Annotated in this window: 16 protein-coding genes, 2 tRNA genes and 1 pseudogene; 12 read left to right on the top strand and 7 right to left on the bottom strand. The window is 69.8% G+C overall.

What is annotated here, in order from left to right; all coding sequences use genetic code 11:
* Positions 1–368 precede the first annotated feature (368 nt).
* The 3 genes from ssb (at position 369) to ettA (ending at position 3381) form a co-directional block, all read left to right on the top strand.
* A complete protein-coding gene (gene ssb, locus CXQ97_RS20030) occupies positions 369–998 on the top strand; it encodes a single-stranded DNA-binding protein (RefSeq protein ID WP_219815370.1) in 630 nt (209 codons plus the stop codon).
* A gap of 74 nt (positions 999–1072) precedes the next feature.
* A complete protein-coding gene (locus CXQ97_RS20200; RefSeq protein WP_258062099.1) occupies positions 1073–1627 on the top strand; it encodes a hypothetical protein in 555 nt (184 codons plus the stop codon).
* A gap of 71 nt (positions 1628–1698) precedes the next feature.
* The gene (ettA, locus tag CXQ97_RS00085; protein ID WP_104178837.1) at positions 1699–3381 is read left to right on the top strand and encodes an energy-dependent translational throttle protein EttA; all 1683 of its coding nucleotides are present in this window, start codon (positions 1699–1701) and stop codon (positions 3379–3381) included.
* Positions 3382–3486: 105 nt separating this feature from the next.
* On the opposite strand, the gene tesB is transcribed toward ettA, so the two are convergent.
* Positions 3487–4407 carry an acyl-CoA thioesterase II gene (gene tesB, locus CXQ97_RS00080; protein ID WP_104178836.1) on the bottom strand — a complete coding sequence of 307 codons (921 nt, stop codon included), beginning with the start codon at positions 4405–4407 and terminating at the stop codon, positions 3487–3489.
* Positions 4408–4594: 187 nt separating this feature from the next.
* Here tesB and CXQ97_RS00075 point away from each other — a divergent pair, with 187 nt between their 5' ends.
* Positions 4595–5059, top strand: a complete 465-nt coding sequence (locus CXQ97_RS00075) for a thioesterase family protein (protein ID WP_104178835.1) — start codon at positions 4595–4597, stop codon at positions 5057–5059.
* Positions 5060–5068: 9 nt separating this feature from the next.
* Positions 5069–5725, top strand: coding sequence for a hypothetical protein (locus tag CXQ97_RS00070; protein WP_104178834.1), 657 nt, complete (start codon positions 5069–5071; stop codon positions 5723–5725).
* 26 nt (positions 5726–5751) lie between these two features.
* Here CXQ97_RS00070 and CXQ97_RS00065 read toward each other — a convergent pair whose 3' ends face one another.
* From CXQ97_RS00065 to pepN, 4 genes are all read right to left on the bottom strand, one after another.
* Positions 5752–6180, bottom strand: coding sequence for a globin (locus CXQ97_RS00065; RefSeq protein WP_258062168.1), 429 nt, complete (start codon positions 6178–6180; stop codon positions 5752–5754).
* A gap of 65 nt (positions 6181–6245) precedes the next feature.
* Positions 6246–6875, bottom strand: coding sequence for a mechanosensitive ion channel family protein (locus CXQ97_RS00060; protein WP_104178833.1), 630 nt, complete (start codon positions 6873–6875; stop codon positions 6246–6248).
* A gap of 111 nt (positions 6876–6986) precedes the next feature.
* Entirely contained in the window at positions 6987–7466 is a 480-nt protein-coding gene (locus CXQ97_RS00055; RefSeq protein ID WP_104178832.1) for an OsmC family protein, read from the bottom strand.
* A gap of 48 nt (positions 7467–7514) precedes the next feature.
* Positions 7515–10079, bottom strand: a complete 2565-nt coding sequence (pepN, locus tag CXQ97_RS00050; protein WP_258062098.1) for an aminopeptidase N — start codon at positions 10077–10079, stop codon at positions 7515–7517.
* Between the two features lie 213 nt (positions 10080–10292).
* On the opposite strand from pepN, the gene CXQ97_RS00045 reads away from it, so the two are divergent.
* The gene (locus CXQ97_RS00045) at positions 10293–10763 is read left to right on the top strand and encodes a ribose-5-phosphate isomerase (RefSeq protein WP_104179320.1); all 471 of its coding nucleotides are present in this window, start codon (positions 10293–10295) and stop codon (positions 10761–10763) included.
* The gene (locus tag CXQ97_RS00040) at positions 10756–11640 is read left to right on the top strand and encodes an Fpg/Nei family DNA glycosylase (protein WP_104178831.1); all 885 of its coding nucleotides are present in this window, start codon (positions 10756–10758) and stop codon (positions 11638–11640) included. Before CXQ97_RS00045 ends, CXQ97_RS00040 begins: the two co-directional genes overlap by 8 nt.
* A gap of 91 nt (positions 11641–11731) precedes the next feature.
* Here the strand turns inward: CXQ97_RS00040 and CXQ97_RS00035 are convergent.
* Positions 11732–11802 (bottom strand) — tRNA-Gly (locus CXQ97_RS00035).
* A 112-nt stretch (positions 11803–11914) separates the two neighbouring features.
* Between CXQ97_RS00035 and CXQ97_RS00030 the strand changes: the two genes are divergently transcribed.
* The 5 genes from CXQ97_RS00030 (at position 11915) to clpX (ending at position 16654) form a co-directional block, all read left to right on the top strand.
* A tRNA-Pro gene (locus CXQ97_RS00030) sits at positions 11915–11988 on the top strand.
* A gap of 68 nt (positions 11989–12056) precedes the next feature.
* A complete protein-coding gene (gene tig / locus CXQ97_RS00025) occupies positions 12057–13598 on the top strand; it encodes a trigger factor (protein ID WP_181034922.1) in 1542 nt (513 codons plus the stop codon).
* Positions 13599–13874: 276 nt separating this feature from the next.
* Positions 13875–14474 carry an ATP-dependent Clp protease proteolytic subunit gene (locus CXQ97_RS00020; RefSeq protein ID WP_104178829.1) on the top strand — a complete coding sequence of 200 codons (600 nt, stop codon included), beginning with the start codon at positions 13875–13877 and terminating at the stop codon, positions 14472–14474.
* 46 nt (positions 14475–14520) lie between these two features.
* Entirely contained in the window at positions 14521–15195 is a 675-nt protein-coding gene (locus tag CXQ97_RS00015; protein ID WP_104178828.1) for an ATP-dependent Clp protease proteolytic subunit, read from the top strand.
* 166 nt (positions 15196–15361) lie between these two features.
* Positions 15362–16654 carry an ATP-dependent Clp protease ATP-binding subunit ClpX gene (gene clpX / locus CXQ97_RS00010; RefSeq protein ID WP_104178827.1) on the top strand — a complete coding sequence of 431 codons (1293 nt, stop codon included), beginning with the start codon at positions 15362–15364 and terminating at the stop codon, positions 16652–16654.
* A gap of 62 nt (positions 16655–16716) precedes the next feature.
* Here clpX and CXQ97_RS20195 read toward each other — a convergent pair.
* Positions 16717–16878 (bottom strand): annotated as a pseudogene (locus CXQ97_RS20195) (glyceraldehyde-3-phosphate dehydrogenase); the annotation flags it as partial.

Here is a 16878-nt window from a genome sequence, read left to right as displayed (position 1 = left end):
GGAGTCGGCGGGCCGACTCCCCCCGTCCCTGCTCGTGCCGCCGCGATCCGTCGCGACACCGGGCGAGTGGCGGAGGTACATCCTCCCTCCGGCCCGAACCTGGTCGCAGAGCTCGGCGAGGCCGGCGAGCACGCGGCCGCCGACGCCCGTCCGGGGTGCTCCTGCCGGTGTCGGGTCCGGTGTCGCCTCGGCGGCCGGCCGCCCGTTGCGCACCAATGACGTCCGGGTCTCCCTGCGGGCGATGCCGGAATCCGTCGGGTCGGTTGTCAACATAGCGCGTCCGCCCGCCGCCCCGTCGCCGTGCCCGCCCGAGACTGGCTGCAGGCCGGCACTTCCCGCCGCCCTGCGGACCGACTGAAGGACAGACCATGACTGACATCATCACCGTCCGGGGCTACGTCGCCACGGACGTGCGGCTCACCTCCGCGCAGAGCGGGCTCGCGATCGCCGGGTTCCGCATGTGCTCCACAGAACGCCGCTTCGACAGGGAGGCGAACGCGTGGGTGGACGGTCACACCAACTGGTACTCGGTATCGATGTTCCGGCAACTCGCCACCAACGCCGGCGCCAGCATCAAGAAGGGCGACCGCGTGATCGTCACGGGCCGGCTGAAGGTCCGGCCGTGGATCAATGCCGAAGGCAGGACGGGCACCTCCGTGGAGATCGACGCCGACACGGCCGGCCACGACCTGATGTGGGGAACGGCGAACTTCCGCAGGACGACGGCCGACCGGGCCGACGCGCCACCGGCCTCCGCGGAGCAGCCGGCCGGGACTCCCGTGGACGACGGCCTGCCCGAGGGCGTCGACGGGGCCACCGGCGAGCTGTACGCCACGTCGCCCACGTTCGGTCCGGTCCGGGCTGCACCCGACGACGATGGGCCCGAAGCCGGCGGGGCGGTGGACGATGAGCCGGCCGACGGGGTGTCGGGGTCCGCGGGCGGAGCCGACGGGCCGCGGCGGGAGGATGCCCTCGACGCGGAGGGGGTTCCTTTCTGACCGGGCGAGCCCCGGACCGCGGCCGGCGGGCGGCGGGCGACGGCAGGCCGGCAGCCGCATGGCAGGATGAGGACGTGATCACAGCAGCCTCCGTTCAGCCCTGCCGCCCGACCAGGAGGCGGCGTGCCGCGGGCGTGGTGGCTGTAATGGCGGTCCTGTTCACCCTCGTCTCATGTGCCGCGTCGCCCGCGCCGGACGACGGCGGCGACATAGTGACCCCCGCGACCGATGCCGCGGGCCCGGTCACCACGGGCGCACTCCCCGAGGACCCCGCACCCCCGGCGACCACTCCGGCCGCCACGCCGACGCCGTCACCCGACGGCGATCTCGCGGCCGTGTCCGGTGCGGTCGACTCGGCCCTGCGCGCGCTCGCAGGAAGCCGCGACTCGGTCACCAGCGATCAGGTCCGAGCCGCCATCACGGAGGGATTCAGCGCCGCCGGTGCCGTTGCCGAATCTGTCGAGGTGTCGATCGACCGCACCCCGACGGGCCTCGACGTCGACGCGATCCAGGGAGCCGGCCTCACCGGCGGGCGCTGCGTCTTCGGGGAGGTGCGCGAGGGCGTCGTGTCGGTCGTCGTGCTCCCCGCCCTGTCGTCGGGCCAGTGCTTCGTCGGCGACCAGCGCTGAGGGAGCGCCGTCCGCCTGTCCCGTCCCCGGTCGAGTGTGAGAACACCGTAGGCACCCACTAGCCTTGATGCATGGCGGAATTTATCTACACAATGACCAAGGCCCGCAAGGCCGTCGGCGACAAAGTTATCCTGGACGACGTCAGCATGTCGTTCTTCCCCGGAGCGAAGATCGGCGTCGTCGGGCCGAACGGCTCCGGTAAGTCCACCATCCTGAAGATCATGGCGGGCCTGGACACGCCGTCGAACGGCGAGGCCCGCCTGAGTGCGGGATACAGCGTCGGCATCCTCCTGCAGGAACCGCCCCTGAATGAGGAGAAGACCGTCCTCGGCAACGTCCAGGAGGGCGTGGGCGAGATCTACGGGAAGATCCAGCGCTTCAACGAGATCTCCGAGGAGATGGCCAGCCCGGACGCCGACTACGACACGCTGCTCGACGAGATGGGCAAGCTGCAGGAGGCGATCGACGCCGCCGACGCCTGGGACCTCGATTCCCAGCTCGAGCAGGCCATGGACGCCCTGCGCTGCCCGCCGCCGGACGCGGACGTCAGCATCCTCTCCGGTGGTGAGCGTCGCCGGGTTGCGCTCTGCAAGCTGCTGCTGCAGAAGCCGGACCTGCTGCTCCTCGACGAGCCCACCAACCACCTCGACGCCGAGAGTGTGCTCTGGCTCGAACAGCACCTCTCCTCCTACGCCGGTGCCGTCCTGGCCGTGACCCACGACCGGTACTTCCTCGACCACGTGGCCGAATGGATCGCCGAGGTGGACCGCGGCCACCTGTACCCCTACGAGGGCAACTACTCGACGTACCTCGAGAAGAAGCGTGCGCGCCTGGAAGTCCAGGGCAAGAAGGACCAGAAGCTCTCCCGGCGCCTCACCGAGGAACTGGAATGGGTCCGTTCGAACGCCAAGGGACGTCAGACGAAGTCGAAGGCACGCCTCAACCGCTACGAGGAGATGGCGGCCGAGGCGGAGCGCACCAGGAAGCTCGACTTCGAGGAGATCCAGATCCCGCCGGGCCCGAGGCTCGGCAGCCAGGTCATCGAGGCCCACGATCTCCGCAAGGGCTACGACGACCGGATGCTCATCGACGGGTTGTCCTTCTCGCTGCCCCGCAACGGCATCGTCGGCGTCATCGGCCCCAACGGTGTCGGCAAGACCACGCTGTTCAAGACCATCGTGGGCCTCGAGCCCCTCGATGGCGGCGAGCTGCGCATCGGCGACTCGGTGAAAATCTCCTACGTCGACCAGTCCCGCGGCGGCATCGACCCCAACAAGAGCCTCTGGGAGGTCGTGTCCGACGGACTCGACTTCATCCAGGTCGGCCAGGTCGAGATGCCGTCGCGCGCCTACGTGTCGGCGTTCGGCTTCAAGGGCCCGGATCAGCAGAAGAAGGCAGGCGTGCTCTCCGGCGGTGAGCGCAACCGCCTGAACCTCGCCATGACGCTGAAGCAGGGCGGCAACCTGCTGCTCCTCGACGAACCGACCAACGACCTCGACGTGGAGACGCTCTCGAGCCTCGAGAACGCGCTGCTGGAGTTCCCGGGCTGCGCCGTCGTCGTCTCGCACGACCGGTGGTTCCTCGACCGGATCGCCACGCACATCCTCTCGTACGAGGGCACCGAGGACGACCCGGACAAGTGGTACTGGTTCGAGGGGAACTTCGACGCCTACGAGCAGAACAAGGTCGAGCGGCTCGGGGCCGACGCCGCCAAACCACACCGCGTCACCCACCGCCGGCTCACGCGCGACTAGCGGACGCGGGCCGGGTACGACGGAGGGGACACGGCGAGGGCCGGGTCCCCTCCGTCGTACCCGGCATGCCGCGGCGGACCGCGCACCCGGGCCTGGGAACCGGGGTCAGGCCGGAGGGACCCGGATCATGCCCTCCTGCGCCACGCTCGCCACGAGGTCGCCGGCCCTGGTGTAAATCCGCCCGGCGGCGAGGCCACGGGCACCGGAGGCGCTCGGCGAACTCTGGACGTAGAGGAGCCACTCGTCCACCCGCACGGGGCGGTGCCACCACATGGCGTGGTCGAGGCTCGCGACGCTCATGCCGGGCTGGATCCAGCTCAGCCCGTGGGGCCGCAGGATCGATTCGAGCAGGGTGTAGTCGCTGGCGTAGGCGAGGGCTGCCCGGTGCAGGTCGGGATCGTCGGGCAGCGCCCCGAGGCTCCGCATCCAGACGGCGTTCCGGGGTTCCTGCGAGCCCTCGTTGGTGAGGTAGAGGGGCGCATCGACGTGCCGGATGTCGAACGGGCGCTCGAAGGCCCACGCCCGGGCGACCGGGTGGTCGAGCCCGCCGAGGAGCTGGGCGGTCGTCGGCAGGCTCTCCGGGTCGGGCATCCCCTCCGGCATGGTGTCCTGGTGGACGACCCCGTCGTCGGGCGTCTGGAAGGACGCGATCATCGACAGGATGGGGACGCCGTTCTGGTAGGCATGCGTGCGGCGCGCCGAGAAGGACCGGCCGTCCCGCAGACGCTGCACCCCGAAGGTGATGGGCTGGTCGGAGTCCCCGGCACGCAGGAAGTAGGCATGCATCGAGTGCACGTCGCGGGACGAGTCGACGGTCCGCATCGCCGCGATCAGCGACTGGGCGAGCACCTGGCCGCCGAAGACGCGGCGCCCGGGCTGGCGGGCGGAGGATCCGACGAAGATCTCCTCGTCGGTCTGCGCGCCCTCCGCGCCGCTGAGGTCCAGCAGGTCCAGGAGCGCCTGCGTCGGGTCGGTCGGGGTCTCTGCGGCAGCGGCAGCACGGGCCTCGTGCGGCTGATCGGTCATGGGGGTCCTTGCGGTGGTGTCGGCGGAGCGGCGGACGGGAACGGCCGCACCCCCGAGACTAGACGGACGCCTACGCCCTGCTCAAAACCGCCGGCCACGGCGGGCCGCTGCACACCGACGCAGCCTGCGCCCGGACGCCGGAAGCGCGACGGCGAGCGGCCCCACGATTTCTTGAGAGGATTACAGCATGTCCCCGGTGAACACCATCCCCTTCCAGCTGCGCTTCGGCGACGAGGATTCGTACGGCCACGTGAACAACGTCCGCTTCCTGCAGTTCCTCGAGGACGCACGCGTGCACCTGATGAGCGAGCCGCACCCCGGAGGGTCCTTCCTGGAGCTGATCGACGCGGACCACTACACCCTCGTGGGGCGCCAGGAGATCGAGTACCGGGCCCCGCTGAACTTCAGCACGCACCCCGCCGCCGTCGACCTGTGGGTGACCGCGGTGGGCGGGTCCAGCTTCGAGCTGGGCTACGCCGTCCGCGACCGGGTGGACACGGCGGGCAGTACCACGAGCGCGGTCGCCGCGACGACCATGGTGCTGGTGAGCAGGACCACGGGACGGCCCGTACGCCTCTCCGCCGCCCAGAAGGGCGTGCTGCTGTCCTGGCAGGGCCCGGACGTCCCCTTCCGCCGCGCCCGCGGCAGGTAGGGGATCACCATGGAGTCGACGGAGCTGCGGTTCGCCGACGCGCAGTCGGTGGCGGACTTCCGCACCTTCACGGCACGGGCCCGGGCGAACGACGACGGCGGTATGCGGCTGCTGGCCGTCGGCCGGGTCGCGGCGGCCTATGTGCGGACCCTCGGTCCCACGGTGCTCGGCGAGCCGCTGCCGACCGTGCTCGGCCTCCGCACCATGGCGCTCGAGGCCGAGGCGGGCGTCGACGTGACCGTCTCCCTGGGCTCGGTCCTCGATCGGCTGGCCCGCATGCCGGGCGACGACGTGGTGTTCCCCGTCCCGACGACGACGGTCACCGAGACCTGGGCGGGGATCCTCCCGCCCCGCTCCGGATGGGAACATGCCGGCGGGGTGTCCTGCGCCGTCCTCGACCGGGCGGCGCGGGACGGCATCGGAGAGGTGGCCCGGAGCCTGCCCGACCGCGCGGGCGCACCGGTCGTGAGCACTGCACGGGCGGCGGTGTGGGGCCGTCCCCTCGAGGGCGTGGCCGGAGCGGTGCCCGCGGGTGCCGCCTTCGGGGCGTTCAGCCTGGGGTTCCTCGTACCGGACGGCGAGGCGACGATCCACCGCAACGGACGCTGGTCCCGCGTGAGTACCGCCCGCGGCCACGTCCTCGTGCGCGCCGCGGCCATCCTCTGACGGATCGCGCCCGGGTCGCCGACGGGCTAGTCCGCGGCGTTGACCATCGAGTGCGCAGCGCGGTCGAGGTAGTCCCACAGGGTGGCCTCGTGCAGCGGGGCCAGGTCCAGGGAGTCCACGGCCGCGCGCATGTGCTGCAGCCAGCGGTCCCGCGCCTGCGGGCCGACCCGGAACGGCATGTGGCGCATCCGCAGCCGCGGGTGACCGCGCTGCTCGCCGTACGTCCTGGGCCCGCCCCAGTACTGCTCGAGGAAGAGCAGGAGGCGTTCCTTCGCCGGCCCGAGATCCTGCTCGGGGTACATGGGGCGCAGCACGTCGTCGCCCGCGACGCCGTCGTAGAAGGCGTCGACGAGCCGCACGAACGTCGCGTGTCCGCCCACGGTCTCGTAGAAGTTGTCGGTGTACTGGGGCTGGGTGAAGCCCTGGCCCGCGGCGACGAGCCGCTCGACGGGCAACGCGGCCCGCGCTCCGGCCGACGGGCCCGGCGAGGGCTCGACGGGTGGCATCGCCGAGTCCCCGCTCATGCCCGCTCCTCCGCGGCGACGGCCGAGGGCGCCGGATCGGCCGGGGGCGCGACGTAGTCGCCCTGCGACCTGTTGCCCACCTTGGTGATGTCCCCGTTGCGCACGTACCAGATGGCGCCGTGCTCGTCGACCATGCGCGTGATGCGCAGCCCGAGGGACTGGACGACGCCGACCGTCTCGCCGACCTCGATGGTGTCCCCGATACCGTACTGGTCCTCGATCGTGATGAAGAAGCCGAGGAAGGCGTCGCGGATCACCTCGCGCGCGCCGAAGCCGATGGCGATACCGACGATCCCCACGCTCGCGAGGATCGGTCCGATGTTGAAGCCGAGCGTCTCGATGGCCATGAGGATCGCGATGATGGCGATGGTCCCGGCGGCGATGCTCGACAGCAGGCCGCCGATGGTCTCGGCGCGCTGGACGCGCCGCGCGCTGTCGAACGGGCGGAGTGCGGGCTGCGCCCACTTGAAATGCGGCTTCTTGAACACGCTGTAGCCGTTCTGCACGCGCGTGACGGACCGCGCGATCAGGTAGCGGACCACGAGCCACAGGAGCAGGGCGCCGATCACGATGATCAGCGCGCCGATCACCTGGCCGCCGTAGCCGAGGGGGGAGAGGAATGTCATGTCGTCACTTTCAGGCAGGCACCCAGGACGTCCGCCACGAGGGCGCAGTGGCGCGGGGATGCCTTAATAGGCTACAGCCGCGCCCCGGGCCGCAGGCCGACGGGGGAGCGGCTAGGCCGCTCGACCCGCCGACGTCGGCTCGTGGTGGACGGGGAAGGCGAGCGATCGGGCGATGAAGCATAGCCGGTTCGCCTCGGCGTGCAGGGAGTCGGCGAGAGCGGATTGCCCGGCGTCCTCCAGCTCGACGTGCGGCCGCAGACGGATGCCGGTGAACTCGCCGCTGCCGTCCGGGTTCAGGCGCAGGGTCCCGGTCGCCGCATCGGTATATCCGGTGACCACCACGCCGGCCTTCACCGCCACATGGAGGTACGACAGCATGTGGCACTGGGCGACGGCGGTCAGCAGCAGCTGCTCGGGGTTCCACCGGTCCTTCGACCCGTGGAACGTGGGGTCGGCGGTCCCGGGGAGGCTCCCCGGCCCGTCGACGTCCACCTCGTGGTCCCGGCTGTAGGACCGGTAGCCGGACGTCCCCGAGCCGAGGTTGCCCGTCCAGCGGATCCGCGCCGCGTAGGAGTGCTCCTGCAGGTTCATGGCTCGACCCTAGTACGGGGACGCCCGCCGTCCATCGACCCGTCCCGCCTACCTGTCCGCGGCCTGCGCCTTGAGCGCCCGCACGATACCGTCCCGGCTCTCCAGGACCAGGCGGCGCAGCGACGGCGCCTCGGTACCGAGATCGGCCAAAAAGGCATCGGTCCGGTCCAGCGTCTCCTGGGTCGTCTGCAGGGAGGGGTACAGGCCGACGACGATCTGCTGGGCGATCTCGTGCGTACGGGTGGCCCACACCTGGCGGAGCGATGCGAAGTACCGCTCCACGTACGGCTCGAGCAGCGTGCGGTCGTGCACCCGGGTGAAGCCGGCGATCATGGACCGCTGTGCTGCGTTGGGCAGGTCCGTGGCATCGACGAGCGCCGCCCACGCGGCTTCCTTCGCCTCCGCCGTCGGCAGGGCCGCCCGCGCCGCTGCTGCTGCGAGTTCACCCGTCGCGGTCGAGTCCCGGTCCAGTTCGGCGTCGATCCCGGCGGCTCCCGAGCGTCCGCCGACCACGAGACTGGTCAGCAGCTCCCAACGCAGGTCCTGGTCCACGGTGAGGCCCTCGGGCACGCGGTCGCCCGCGAGCATCGCCTCGACGAGGTCGAGCTGGACCGCCGTGCGGGCGTGCGCGGAGAACGCCTTCGTGAACTGCAGCTGGGCATCGGAGCCCGCGGCCGCGGCGAGGGCGAGTTCGAGCAGGCTGTCCGCCGCGGCGTCGGACATCGCCTCGCGGTCCGCGGGGTCCACGTAGAACGCGAGCGCCGAGGCGAGCTGCCGGAGCAGCACGAGCACGACGGACGAATCCGACTCCGCCCCGATGTTCTGCAGGACGAGCTCCAGGTAGTCGCGGGCCGGCGTCTCGCCGTCGCGTGCGGCATCCCAGGCCGAGGCGAGGACGAGCGTGCGGGGGAGCGAGTCCTCGAAGTCCTTGACGTGGCGCAGGGAGGTCCGCAGCGACACCGGGTCGAGGCGGATCTTCGCGTAGGCGAGGTCGTCGTCGTTCAGCAGGACCAGTGCGGGCCGTTCACGCCCCACGAGGTCGCGGACGTCCGTGCGTTCGCCGTCGACGTCGAGCTCGAGCCGGTGCACCCGCACCAGCGCGCCGTCGTCGTCGAGGTCGTAGAAGCCGACCGCCAGGCGGTGCGGGCGGATGGTGGGGAACTCCTCGATCGCCGTCTGCAGGATGGTGAAGGAGGTGATGGTGCCGTCGTCGTCCGTGCCGATCTCGGGGCGGAGGGTGTTCACGCCCGCGGTCTCCAGCCACAGGGCGGACCACGCCTTCAGGTCGCGACCGCTGGAGGCCTCGAGCTCGGACAGGAGGTCCACGAGCTCGGTGTTCTTCCAGGAGTGCTTGGCGAAGTACTGGCGGACACCCCGCATGAACTCCTCCTGGCCCACCCAGGCCACCAGCTGCTTGAGCACCGAGGCGCCCTTCGCGTAGGTGATGCCGTCGAAGTTGACCTGCACGTCCTCGAGGTCGGTGATCTGCGCGACGATGGGGTGCGTGGAGGGCAGCTGGTCCTGGCGGTAGGCCCAGCCCTTCTCGAGGATCGCGAAGGTGGTCCATGCCTGCTTGAACTCGGTGGCCTCCGCCGCGGCGAGGGTCGACATGAACTCGGCGAAGGATTCGTTCAGCCAGAGGTCGTTCCACCAGCGCATGGTGACGAGGTCCCCAAACCACATGTGGGCCAGTTCGTGGAGGATCGTGATGGCGCGCCGCTCGACCGTCGCGTCGGCCACGCGGGACCGGAAGACGTAGGTCTCGACGAAGGTGACGGCACCCGCGTTCTCCATCGCGCCCGCATTGAACTCGGGCACGAAGAGCTGGTCGTACTTCTCGAACGGGTAGGGCGCGCCGAACTGCTCCTCGTAGAAGGCGAAGCCCTGGCGGGTGAGGGCGAAGATGTTCTCGGCGTCCATGTACTGCATCAGCGACTTGCGGGCGAAGACGCCGAGCGGGATCGTCCGCCCGTCCGAGCTCGTGAGCTCGCTGCGCACCGACTGATAGGGGCCCGCGATCAGCGCTGTCACATAGGAGGACATCACCGGCGTCGGCTCGAAGGACCAGGTGGAGCCCGCCCCGCCGTCCGTGCCCTCCGCGCCTGCCGGTACGGGCTCGGGCGTGGCGCTGTTGGAGATGACGTCCCAGTGCGACGGCGCCGTGACGGTGAAGCGGAACCTCGACTTCAGGTCCGGCTGCTCGAAGACGGCGAAGACGCGGCGGGAGTCGGGGACCTCGAACTGGGTGTAGAGGTACACCTCCCCGTCCACGGGGTCGGTGAAGCGGTGCAGGCCCTCGCCCGTGTTCATGTACGGCATGTCGGCCTCGACCACGAGCCTGTTGCTGGCCGCCAGCACCGGGAGCTGGATCCGGACGCCGTCGGCGACCTCCGCGGCGTCCAGTTCCACACCGTTCAGTTCGACGCGGTGGACGGCGTCGGTCACGGCGTCGATGAACGTCGATGCGCCCTGCTGCGCGTCGAAGGAGACGACCGTCGTCGACCGGAAGACGCGCTCGCCGCGGGTCAGGTCGAGGGTGACCTCGTAGGAGTGGACAGTGAGCAGATCGGCGCGCGTACGTGCTTCATCGCGCGTCAGGTTCAGACCGGGCAAGGATCGCCTCCAGGTGGGAATCGGGGTCGACGCGCGGGGGTGCGGAGTACGCGGCGCTTAGATTCTCTCATTCCGCCAGACCCCGCCGCTCGCGCCCGGCGTCGTGGGGGCGTCGCCCGTGCGGACTAGGCTGGATGGCGTCCTGCCCTGCCGGGCGGACGATGCCCGCAGTCCCGCCGGTTCCCCGGCGCCGTCCCGAAGGAACAGATGTCCATGCGCGTCCACCTCGCCACAGACCACGCCGGCATGGAGCTGAGTGCCTCCCTGCTCTCGCACCTCACCGCCGCGGGATACGACGTCGTCGACCACGGCCCCGCGTCGTACGACCCCGAGGACGACTACCCGTCCTTCTGCATCGCCGCCGCGCAGGCCGTCGTCGCGGACCGGGCCGCGGGGGTGGATGCGCTCGGGATCGTGCTCGGGGGCTCCGGCAACGGTGAGCAGATCGCCGCGAACAAGGTGCAGGGCGTCCGGGCGGCACTCGCCTGGAACCTGGACACCGCGCGACTGGCCCGCCAGCACAACGACGCGAACATCGTCGCTGTCGGAGGCCGCCAGCACACCGTGGAGGAGGCGACCTCGATCATCGAGGCGTTCCTCGCCGAGCCGTTCAGCGGCGCCGAGCGGCACAGCCGCAGGATCGCCCAGATAGCGCGCTTCGAGGAAACGGGAAACATTGCCTGAGGGCCATTCGGTCCACCGGCTGGCGAAGCAGTTCGGCTCCGTCTTCGCCGGCGAGCAGCTGGCGGTGTCCAGCCCGCAGGGACGCTTCGCGGCGGGAGCCGCGCTGCTCGACGGCGGCACGTTGCTGAGCGCGCTGGCCCACGGCAAGCAGATGTTCCTGAGGTTCGACGACGACAGGGTGCTCCGCGTCCATCTGGGCCTGTACGGGGCGTGGAGCTTCGGGGGCGATCCGACGTTCCGCGGCGCCTCGAGCATCGGGGCGCCCCGCCGCGGGAGGCAGTCGCCTCAGCCGTCCGGCGACGGGCACGGTCCGTCGTCCTACGCCGGTCCGCCCGAGCCCGTCGGCGCGGTACGCGTGCGGCTCGTCTCGGCGCACGGGTGGGCCGACCTGCGCGGGCCGACGGCCTGCGAGGTGATCACCGGAGCCGAGGAGGATGCCGCGCGGGCGAAGCTCGGGCCCGATCCGCTCCAGTCCACATCGGACGGAGGCGTCTTCGTCCGCAGGGTGATGGCGAGCATCACGCCCGTCGGCATCCAGCTCATGAACCAGGCGGTGATCGCGGGGATCGGGAACATCTACCGCGCCGAGGTGCTGTTCCTGCAGGGCATCAACCCCTGGCGCCCGGGCCGGCAGTTGCGCGACGACGAGGCGGCCGGGATCTGGGCGGACACGGTACGGCTGATGAAGGACGGCGTCCGTGAGGGCCGCATCATCACGACCACGGCGGAGGCCCGGAACGGCAGGCCCAAGCGGTCGGCGCCGCACTACGTGTACAAGCGGACGGGGGAACCGTGCCGTCGCTGCGCCACCCCCATCCTGACGGCGGACATGGCGGCGCGGACCGTGTACTGGTGCCCGCAGTGCCAGGCGGACTGAGGGTCGCAGCGGGTACGCGGCCGGACACGCGGCTTAAAGCAGGACACCCGGACTCGAGGTCCGGGTGGAAGGCCCGTGCGGGCCGGGGGAGAGGGGCTGACGAGAATCGAACTCGCATCATCTGTTTGGAAGACAGAGGCTTTACCACTAAGCTACAGCCCCGCGGGAGCATTGCTGCGGCCCCGTGGAACGCCTACAACTACACCACAGCAGCCGCGCGATCGCCAAATGTGCGCCGTTCGCGCAAAGGTGCGTAGACTGACAGTCGCACTTACGGGGTGTAGCTCAGCTTGGTAGAGCGCCTGCTTTGGGAGCAGGAAGTCGCAGGTTCAACTCCTGTCACCCCGACTCTGTCGTGTGATGAGGAAAGTGCCTCCGCTGCAGAACCAATCCCAATCATCCAGGAGTCCTACGCTGTGAAGAGCGCTGTTGAAACCCTTTCCCCCACCCGGGTGAAGCTGAACGTCGAGGTCCCCTTCGAGGAACTGAAGCCGAGCATCGACGAGGCCTACAAGACGATCGCCACCCAGGTCCAGGTTCCAGGCTTCCGCAAGGGTAAGGTCCCCCAGCAGCTCATCGACCAGCGGGTCGGCCGCGGCTACGTGATCGAGACCGCGATCAACGACGGCCTGAACGGCTTCTACCAGAGCGCCGTGCAGGAGACGGGCATCCGTCCGCTGAGCCGCCCCGAGGTCGAGATCACCGAGGTCCCCGATCCTGCGAAGAAGGACGGCCAGCTGACCTTCACGGTCGAGCTGGACATCCGCCCCGAGATCGAACTTCCCGACTACAAGGGCCTCGACGTCACCGTCGAGCCCGTCGAGGCGTCCGACGAGGACATCCAGAAGGCCATGGACGAGCTGCGCGGCCGCTTCGGCACGCTCACCTCGGTGGACCGCCCCTCCAGGGACGGCGACTTCCTCACCATCGACCTCACCGCGTCGGTCGACGGAGACGAGGTCGACTCGGCCCAGGACCTGTCCTACCAGATCGGCTCCGGCACGATGCTCGAGGGCATGGACGAGGCGGTCACGGGACTGTCGACGGACGAGAGCGCCACGTTCGAGACCAAGCTGGCCGGCGGCGAGCACGCCGGCGCCGACGCGCAGGTCACGGTCCTCGTCAAGGCCGTCAAGGAGCGCGAGCTCCCCGCGGTCGACGACGAGTTCGCCCAGCTCGCCAGCGAGTTCGACACGGCCGAGGAGCTGCGCGCCGACCTGGCGAAGCAGGCCTCCGAGTCGAAGCTCATGGACCAGGGCGTCGAGGCGCGGGACAAGGTCCTGGACAAGCTCATCGAGCTCGTCGCCGTGCCCGTCCCGGAGAGCGTCGTCGAGGAGCAGCTCGAGCAGCACTTCAACGGCGAGAACGCCCACACCGCGGCCGAGGACCACGACACCGAGGAGCACCGCGCGGAGATCCGCACCAACACGGAGCGTGCCTTCCAGAACGAGGTCATCCTCGACGCCGTCGCGGAGAAGGAGGAGGTCGGCGTCAGCCAGAGCGAGCTGATCGACTACATCGTCTCCACGGCCGGCCAGTACGGCATGGAGCCGAACCAGTTCGCGCAGATGCTCGACTCGAGCGGCCAGGTCCCGATGATCGTCGGAGAGGTCCGTCGCCGCAAGGCCCTCGCCAAGGTCCTCGAATACGCGACCGTCACCGACACCAACGGTGCCACCGTCGACCTCAGCGACTTCGTCCGCCCCGCGGGCGACGAGGACGACGCCCTGCAGGCCGAAGACATCGAGACCGGACAGGACGCCGTCGAGGACATCGATGCGACCGGGACCGACGTCGTCGAGCCCGAGGCCGCCGAAGCGGAGGCAGTCGAGGCGGACGCCGCCGAGGCCGAGCCGACGGATGCTGCAGCAGCCGACTCCGCCGCCACGGAGGAGCCCGAAGCCGCCGAGGCGCCGAAGAAGAAGCGCGCGCCGCGCAAGAAGCCGGTCGCCGAGTAGGACCAGCCACGCCGACAGCGGTGCCGCAGCCTTCGGGCGCGGCACCGCTGCCGCGTTAAGGCCCGGGGGCGACGGCGGAAAGAGACCTGCCGGAGGCCTGCCCGAGCCTGCGCGGCCACCGTGCGCCGTCAGCGAACAGTTCCCCGAGCGGGAGCAAATCGGCAGGACAGCGGGTTAGTGTCCAAGAAGAGACAAAAGGACGGGTAGGCCGAAGAGGCAACCACCCGCCAGAGTGAGAGGTCAACGTCAATGGCAACCGAACCACGCACCCCGAGCATGGCAGGCCCCGAAGCGGCCGGTCGTGACGACTACATCTACAACCGGCTCCTCAAGGAGCGCATCATCTGGCTCGGTTCCGAGGTCCGCGACGACAACGCGAACGCCATCTGCTCCCAGCTGCTCCTCCTGTCGGCCGAGGACCCGGAGCGCGACATCTACCTCTACATCAACTCGCCCGGCGGGTCCGTGACCGCGGGCATGGCGATCTACGACACCATGCAGTTCATCCCGAACGACGTCGTGACCGTCGCCACCGGCCTGGCCGCGTCGATGGGACAGTTCCTGCTGTCCTCGGGCACGAAGGGCAAGCGCTACGCCACCCCGCACGCACGCATCCTCATGCACCAGCCCTCCGGAGGCATCGGCGGCACGGCGACCGACATCCGCATCCAGGCGGAGCTCATCCTCCACATGAAGCGCGTCATGGCCGAACTCACGGCCGAGCAGACGGGCCAGACCGTCGAGACCATCCTGAAGGACAACGACCGCGACAAGTGGTTCACGGCCCAGGAGGCCCTCGACTACGGCTTCTTCGACCACATCTCCGCGCACTCCGGCTCCGTCGCGGGCGGCGGCGGCACCGAGCAGACCGCGTAGTCCGCGCAGCAGCCCCACTCCTACCAGTCGTCCACCAGGAGACACCATGAATCACGATTTCCAGGCAGCCGCGGGATCCAGTGCGGGGAACCTCCCCACGAGCCGCTACATCCTTCCCCAGTTCGAGGAGCGCACCCCCTACGGGTTCAAGCGCCAGGACCCCTACACCAAGCTGTTCGAGGACCGCATCATCTTCCTCGGCACGCAGGTCGACGACGCGTCCGCGGACGACGTCATGGCCCAGCTGCTCGTCCTCGAGTCCACGGACCCCGAGCGCGACATCACGCTCTACATCAACTCGCCGGGTGGATCCTTCACCGCGATGACGGCGATCTACGACACCATGCAGTTCATCCGTCCCGAGGTCCAGACCGTCTGCCTCGGCCAGGCAGCCAGTGCCGCCGCCGTCCTGCTGGCCGCAGGCGCGCCGGGCAAGCGCCTCGCCCTGCCGAACGCACGCGTGCTGATCCACCAGCCGGCCCTCTCCGGCGGTCAGGGTGGCCAGGCCTCCGACCTGGAGATCCAGGCCAACGAGGTCATGCGCATGAGGACCTGGCTCGAGGACACGCTGGCCCTGCACTCGGGCCGCACCCCGGAGCAGGTCAACATCGACATCGAGCGCGACAAGATCCTCACCGCCGCCGACGCCGTCGCGTACGGCCTGGTGGACGAGGTCCTCAACTCGCGCAAGATCACCCCGCCGAAGATCAACACCCCCTAGCCGGGGACGGCGCATCCGACGGTCCCTGGGGCCCTCGGATGCGCCGTTCGGCAGGTTCATCGCCCGTGGCGCCGCATAGGCACCACGGGCATTTTGATACTGGCCCCCGCGGCCATGTGGCCTAGAGTGGTCATAGCAATCGTGTAATACCTAAGGGGATTGAACCATGGCTCGCATTGGTGAGAGCACCGATCTGCTCAAGTGCTCCTTCTGCGGGAAGAGCCAGAAGCAGGTCCGGAAGCTGATTGCCGGCCCCGGCGTGTACATCTGCGACGAGTGCATCGACCTGTGCAACGAGATCATCGAGGAGGAACTCTCCGAGGTGGCGGATCTCGGCACGTTCGAGCTGCCCAAGCCCCGCGAGATCTTCGATTTCCTGCAGGAATACGTCGTCGGCCAGGAGCCGGCCAAGCGGTCCCTCGCGGTCGCCGTGTACAACCACTACAAGCGCATCCAGTCCGGCAACGGCCCCCGTGCCGCCGGCACGCTCGCCGACGCGGCCGAGACCGAGGACGTCGAGATCGCGAAATCGAACATCCTCCTCATCGGCCCCACGGGCTGCGGGAAGACCTACCTCGCCCAGACCCTGGCCCGCCGGCTGAACGTCCCGTTCGCCGTCGCCGACGCGACGGCCCTCACCGAGGCGGGCTACGTCGGCGAGGACGTCGAGAACATCCTCCTCAAGCTCATCCAGGCCGCCGACTACGACGTGAAGAAGGCGGAGCAGGGCATCATCTACATCGACGAGATCGACAAGATCTCGCGGAAGAGCGAGAACCCGTCGATCACGCGCGACGTGTCCGGCGAGGGCGTCCAGCAGGCCCTCCTGAAGATCCTCGAGGGGACGGTCGCGTCGGTGCCCCCGCAGGGCGGGCGCAAGCACCCCCACCAGGAATTCATCCAGATCGACACCACCAACGTGCTGTTCATCGTCGCCGGCGCGTTCGCGGGCCTCGAGGAGATCATCGGTTCCCGGGCCGGCCGCAAGGGTATCGGCTTCGGCGCACCGCTGAGCTCCCTCAAGAACGAGGAGGTCAGCTACGGCGACGTCATGCCGGAGGACCTCCTGAAGTTCGGCCTGATCCCCGAGTTCATCGGCCGCCTCCCCGTCATCACCACGGTCACGCACCTCGACCGTCCGGCGCTCATGCAGATCCTGACCGAGCCCAAGAACGCGCTCATGAAGCAGTACCAGAAGATGTTCCTGCTCGACGGCGTCGAGCTGGTCTTCGAGCCGAAGGCGCTCGAGGCGATCGCGAATCTCGCCCTCGACCGCGGCACCGGCGCACGAGGCCTGCGCGCCATCATGGAGGAGGTCCTGCTCCCGGTCATGTTCGACCTGCCGAGCCGCGAGGACATCGCGACCGTCGTCATCTCCGAGGACGTCGTCGGACGGCGCGCCGAACCGACGCTGATCTCCCACGAAGTCGTCGCGAAGCGCCGCAACAAGTCCGCCTGACACCTGCTGCAGCGAGGAAGGCCCGGCCGGTCGGCCGGGCCTTCCTCGCGTCGATGCCCCGGTCAGACGCCCGCGGCCACCTCGGCGGCCGTGTCGGCGGCGGGGTAGGTGGGTGGGTGGACGGCGGCCATCTCCTCCATGACGCGCACGACCTGGCAGCTGTAGCCGAACTCGTTGTCGTACCAGACGTAGAGCACGGCGTGGTGTCCGTCGGCGATCGTCGC

This window comes from Arthrobacter sp. B0490, from assembly GCF_002929355.1.
Classification (GTDB): Bacteria; Actinomycetota; Actinomycetes; order Actinomycetales; family Micrococcaceae; genus Arthrobacter_D.
The sequence above is the reverse complement of the archived record's forward strand: the minus strand, read 5'-3'. Positions and strand labels throughout refer to the sequence as shown.